The 5,378-nt window shown below is 55.7% G+C and carries 7 protein-coding genes; 3 read left to right on the top strand and 4 right to left on the bottom strand.

Translation table 11 applies throughout. The annotated features are described in order from the left end of the window. Window positions 1-553, bottom strand: a 553-nt coding sequence (chpT, locus tag ACXJ5O_RS17805) for a histidine phosphotransferase ChpT (RefSeq protein ID WP_457301047.1), incomplete at its 3' end; no start/stop codon positions are given. A gap of 318 nt (window positions 554-871) precedes the next feature. On the opposite strand from chpT, the gene ACXJ5O_RS17800 reads away from it, so the two are divergent. Together ACXJ5O_RS17800 and ACXJ5O_RS17795 are read left to right on the top strand one after the other, a co-directional pair. Continuing rightward, window positions 872-1,450, top strand: coding sequence for a DUF1134 domain-containing protein (locus ACXJ5O_RS17800; protein WP_457301049.1), 579 nt, complete (start codon window positions 872-874; stop codon window positions 1,448-1,450). 112 nt (window positions 1,451-1,562) lie between these two features. Then, window positions 1,563-2,615 carry a hypothetical protein gene (locus tag ACXJ5O_RS17795; RefSeq protein ID WP_457301046.1) on the top strand — a complete coding sequence of 351 codons (1,053 nt, stop codon included), beginning with the start codon at window positions 1,563-1,565 and terminating at the stop codon, window positions 2,613-2,615. Here ACXJ5O_RS17795 and ACXJ5O_RS17790 read toward each other — a convergent pair. The 3 genes from ACXJ5O_RS17790 to ACXJ5O_RS17780 form a co-directional block, all read right to left on the bottom strand. Then, entirely contained in the window at window positions 2,583-3,416 is an 834-nt protein-coding gene (locus ACXJ5O_RS17790; RefSeq protein ID WP_457301048.1) for a TrmH family RNA methyltransferase, read from the bottom strand. The two genes, ACXJ5O_RS17795 and ACXJ5O_RS17790, sit on opposite strands and share 33 nt — an antisense overlap. An 8-nt stretch (window positions 3,417-3,424) precedes the next feature. Beyond that, window positions 3,425-4,195, bottom strand: a complete 771-nt coding sequence (locus ACXJ5O_RS17785; protein ID WP_457301045.1) for a HugZ family pyridoxamine 5'-phosphate oxidase — start codon at window positions 4,193-4,195, stop codon at window positions 3,425-3,427. A 94-nt stretch (window positions 4,196-4,289) separates the two neighbouring features. Then, entirely contained in the window at window positions 4,290-4,481 is a 192-nt protein-coding gene (locus tag ACXJ5O_RS17780; protein ID WP_158482220.1) for a hypothetical protein, read from the bottom strand. A 238-nt stretch (window positions 4,482-4,719) separates the two neighbouring features. Between ACXJ5O_RS17780 and ACXJ5O_RS17775 the strand changes: the two genes are divergently transcribed. Continuing rightward, window positions 4,720-5,378: cell wall hydrolase (locus tag ACXJ5O_RS17775; RefSeq protein WP_457301044.1), on the top strand; the 659-nt coding region annotated here is incomplete at its 3' end.

Genomic DNA, 5,378 nt, shown 5'->3' with positions numbered 1-5,378 from the left:
GCGTATAGTAAGGTTGAACGCCGTGAGCATCGATCGGCTCTTCTGGAACCTTGCCRCTGTGCAGTTCAAGGAATTTCGGCGCTACGCGCAACATTGGACCACGGGATGTCAGGACAAAACGCGGCTGTGTTTCCGGGGTTTGCAGTGCGACGGACAATGTGCCACCGCGAGGCAGGGCCGCATTGGCGATCAGGACCAGATTGAGCAAGAGCTTCACCTTGTTCTTGGGCAGCAGAACCCGGGTTCCTTCCCAACTCAATTCGGCCTTTTCGCCCTTCATATATTCATTGGCGACATTCTGCGCGTCACCCGTATCGATCTGGACCCCGGCGGAGCCGGCGGCGCCAAAAGCAATGCGCGCGAACTGCAGGCGAGCAGATGCGCTGCGCGCGCTGGATTTGATGAGGCTCATCGCGTCTTCATCGGAACCGCCTTCTTCGAGCAATTCCAACCCGTTGTTGATGGCGCCGACGGGTGAAATGATGTCGTGGCAGATGCGGCTGCTCAGGAGCGCTCCGAGGTCCGTTGCCGAGAGAATAACGGGCAATGTCATGGGGAAATCTCCTGAAGATTGGCTGGTGGTTCAGAGGCCGCCGCGAATCAGTAACACGCGAATCACTCCGATTTCTGGCCTATTTGGATACATAGCTCGGTCATGATCGGCAAGAACGTCTTGGCCGGAGCCTGTAAATGTTGAAATTTCAAGGTTTTTGCCATTCTTTGCAAGTCATTGAAATGCCAAGATCGATTCATAAACTTTTATACAAGGTTTAGCGCCTTAAAATGAATTCGATTTTAAAAGCAGGCGCAAGATCTGCTCATCCTTGCATCAGGCGTCAGGCAAAGAAGCGAACAGCCAAAAGGAATTATGATGGCGTCTCTACTCTTGTCTTTGAACCGCGGCTTTCTCCTCATTTTGACACTTGTGTCACTCGTTGTCGCCCAGGCGCAGACGGCGCGGGCGCAAGAAACCTATACGATGGAAGAAATCGTCAMTTCCGGCCAGCGGTTCTTCGGATCGACTTCAGGTGGGCTCGCCACGGCTGTCGAAAAAGTCTTCCAGAGCTATGGCCTGCCCAACGGCTATGTTCTCGGGGAGGAAGGATCGGGCGCCCTTATCGGCGGCCTGACCTATGGTGAAGGTTCGCTCTACACCAAGAATGCCGGGGATCACAAAACCTTCTGGCAAGGACCATCGATCGGTTGGGATTTCGGCGGACAGGGTTCGCGCGTCATGATGCTCGTCTACAATCTCGATGATGTGCAGAACCTGTACGGCCGCTTCGTTGGTGTTGCCGGTTCCGCCTATCTTTTCGCCGGAGTCGGTTTCAATGTGCTCAAACGGAATCAAGTCCTGCTCGTTCCGATCAGGACGGGCGTCGGTGCACGTTTGGGTGTCAATGTGGGTTACCTGAAGATTACCCAGACGGCGACGTGGAATCCTTTCTGATAAGATAACCATATTGCATTTGGGACGCGAACTCTTCAGTTCGCGTCTTTGCGTTTCAGGGRCTGACTGTTAGTAATTTGTGCCAAGATAGATATCCAACGGGACCCTGATCGTGATCCAGTCTGCGCTATATTTTGCTTTCGGATTCCTGAGCGCCGTGCTGCTCGCGCTTTTGATTGCGCCGCCGATCTGGCGCCGGGCGACACTGCTCACACGCAAGCGTGTCGAGGCAGAGACTCCGCTGACGCTCAACGAGATACAAGCCCAGCGGGATGGCCTGCGCGCTGAACACGCGATCGCCGAGCGCAAGCTTGAGTTGATGCTGGAGAGCTCCCGCGAAAAAGCTGCACTGCAGTTGGCCGAACTCGGCGAGAAAGAGCGTCTCATGCGCAATCTCACCTCTGAACTTGCGGCGCGCGATGCGGCGATTGCCGAGTCGCGATCGTCATTTGCCGATCGTGAACAGGAACTGGAGAAAGCCGCGGCCATGATCATAGGGCATGAACGATTGATCGAGCAAAAGTCAGCTGAACTCGAACTCGTGCATCGCCGCGTGTCCAGTGTCGCGATAAATGCGGACAGTTTTCAAATAGAAGTCGCAGCGCAATCGGCCCGGATCGACAATCTTACGGATGATCTGAAAGAGGCGCGGCAGGACAAGCGTGACAGCGACAACCTGAGACAACGGGCCGAAGCAGATATCAAGGCATTGCAGCATTCGCTGGCGCAGGAAACCAAGCGAAGCGCCGAGCTTGAGAAAAGCTCGAATGCCCTGCTCAGGCAAATTTCCGATAGCGAGGCCAAGCTTTCAAGGCGCGAGAAGGAAATCGAGCGGATCAATGAACGTTTGCGCAAGGTGCTCGCCGAAGGGCGCAAGCAGGGATCTTCTGTTCTGGATACGCCGCGCGGCAAGCAGGCGCTGGTTCAAGCACAGGAAACCGAGCGCTTGCGCGAAGAGATGAATGCACTTGCAGCACAGGTTGTTGCCATGGTCGCGCGGCTAGAGGGGCCAACCTCGAAGGTCAACGAACTCTTGGCGAAAGCCGAGAGCGAAATGTCTCCGGTGCATGACGAAAACGGCGAAATCATCGCGAGCCTGGCCGATCGCATTCGGGCTTTGCAGGCGACAGCTTCAGAGACCAGAAAAACGGCTGAAACGCGATAGGGCGATACCCGACGCTGTCGCCACGTTCAGGCTGTCGAAGCTGCCGGACATAGAGATTTTCACTGTTTTCAGTTTTTGCAAGAGTGGCTTTGGCAGGCCGTCGCCTTCCGTGCCCAGAAGCAGCGCAACGCGTTGCGAGGGCCTGGCATCGTAAATATCGGTTGTGCCGGCGGGGCTGAGAGCAAAAATGTCGAACCCGGCAGTTTGCAATTTGGTCACGATGGCTTCGATCGATCCTTCCCTTGCAAAGGGTACTTTCAATGCCGAGCCGACCGATACGCGGATGGCCTTGCGGTAAAGGGGATCGCAACTGGTTTCGTCCATCAAAATGCAATCCGCTTCAAAGGCGGCGGCGTTGCGAAAAATCGATCCCATGTTGTCGTGATTTGAAATGCCGCACAAAGCGACCACCAATGCCTTATCTGGCATTCCTTCGATCAACGCATCGATGGATTGCGGCGTGTTGCGGCGGCCAACGGCGAGGATGCCGCGATGCATCGGAAAGCCGGCAATTGCATCCATGACCTCGCGCGACACGCAATAGACCGGTACATCGGGGGGACAAAGCTTGAGCTGCTGGCCCAGCCCCGCAAGCCGGTTTTCCAGCACGAGGAGCGATTCCACCGCGAAAGCCTGGTTGGACAACAGGACATTGAGGACAACCTTGCCCTCGGCGATGAACCGGCCCTCGCGCCCGACGAGATCCCGTTCGCGCACGTTCCGGTAAGGCACAAGCCGATCATCCTCAGCGTCGGCGATACGGATTACCCGATGTTGCAGCCAGCCGTGCTCGTCCGGGATCAGTTTTTTCACGACTGCGATGCGAGCCCGGCGCGAGCTTCGCCAGCCATCCGCACGAGCGTCATGTGCATGTCCTTGGCAGAGGTCAGTGGCTCCTGGAAAAAGACACGCAGAACGTCGTCACCCTCGGCCAGATCGAAGCCATCGGCGTCAATGCCTGTCATGCGCCACTTGCCGTCACGTGCCCTGGCATAAAAGCGGGCATAAAGCGCGATCGCATCGGAATGGTCTTCGTTCATATGGTCGACGGCGCCCTGTTCCGCGGCGGCGAGTTCCTCTCCAACCGGGCTGAGGMTAAGCCAATCATTTGCAGATAATTGATAAGCCTGGCCAAAGCCGCTATTCAGCTTGGCGCTTTCAGGTTCCAGGCGGAAAAAGCGAAAATCGCCAAGGTCAACATAGAGCTTGGCCTTGGGCAAGTGGGAAAGATAGCGCCATGCAATGCGGGTGTGTTCCGGCGTATCGCGGGCGATCTCTCGCGCCTTGGCGGTTATCGTCATCCGCGGATGGGCGAGTGGGTCACCTTTGCCCGGTTCGCCGACCAAAAGCGAGCACCGGGGATCGGCCAGCAGTGCCGGTGTGTGTGCGGCGAGGGCCGAAACAAGGATGATTGGTGCGCCATCATGATCTGTCGAGATGCCCACGCGCGTGGCAATCGGAGCGCCGGACTGGGGATCGAGCGTCGCAATCACGGCGTGGCGCGCGGTACGCATCAACGTGCGTGCAAGGCGTATTGCATTGTCGTCAATCTCGCGGAGGACGTCTTTCTTTTCGCTCACGTGTCATCCCTCAAACCGGCCATCGCGCCGATTGATAGTTTGTCACAGGGATTGGAACAAGCCCTATGCGGACAGGTAGCTAGGAATGGGAATGTCAGGCTGCGATCGCCCGATTGTCATTAAGGCCGATATCGTTCATGCAATCGGCCAGCAGATCGAGATCGACCGGTCCGATCGTGCACAAAACCGGCGCAACATCTTCAACCGGAATTTGTAACGCCATGAGTTCAACCAGCGCTGCCATAAGCGATTCGCGAGTATCGTAGCGGACTGAATGATTGCGCATAGCGTGCCTTACCAGCTTGGGCAGATGCACAAAGTTTAGGGCAAATGTGGTAAACAAGTTCTTAATTTTGCCATTATTGAAATTTTTTTGCTGTTGAAATGAATAAAATAACTGCATATTTTCAAATGGATGGTAATGTCGTATATCACAATAATGATCATTGCCATTGTTTGGCCCTAAATCGCATCAATCTGTCAGCAACTTCACCAGCAGGATTAACAGCGATGAGAAATGCTTCGTGAACGGCGTCGGTAGGGGAAAACTCCACTCTGTTATAGGCATTGTTGCGGCGGCCGGTCTCGTCACCGGTTGTACGACGAGCCAGAATTCGGGCAAATTATCCGCCGGTCTGACGACGCATTCGGGTACCAGAACTACTTCTTACGCTTATACGCCGAAGGACAAGGAATGCCTTGAACGGGCGATGTTCTTCGAGTCCAACCGCTCGAGCAAGGAAGGCTTGCTCGCGGTCGGCACCGTGGTGATGAACCGTCTCGATTCGGGCAAATGGGGAAATTCCATCTGCGGCGTGGTTGGTCAGAAAAACCAGTTCGCGCCGGGCGTGCTATCGCGGCCCATGCGTTCTGTGGCAATGCCCGACGTGCAAGCTGCTGCGGACGCCGTGCTCAAGGGTGAGCGCAATCCCAAAGTGAAGAACGCGATGTATTTCCATACTGCGGGTCTTCGGTTCCCTTACAAGAACATGCATTACACCGTCGTCGCGGGCGGCAACGCGTTCTACGAAAAGCGTGACCGTTATCATTCAGCCGATATAGCTTCGAATGATGCCAGCCGTGCAATTGCCAACGCCTATATTGCCAGCACCAGAATGGCAGGGGGCAATGTGCAGATGGCCAGCGCTGCGCCGGCTACTACGACGACGTCCACAGCGACTTC

This window comes from Phyllobacterium sp. P5_D12, from assembly GCF_054049495.1.
The sequence above is the reverse complement of the archived record's forward strand: the minus strand, read 5'-3'. Positions and strand labels throughout refer to the sequence as shown.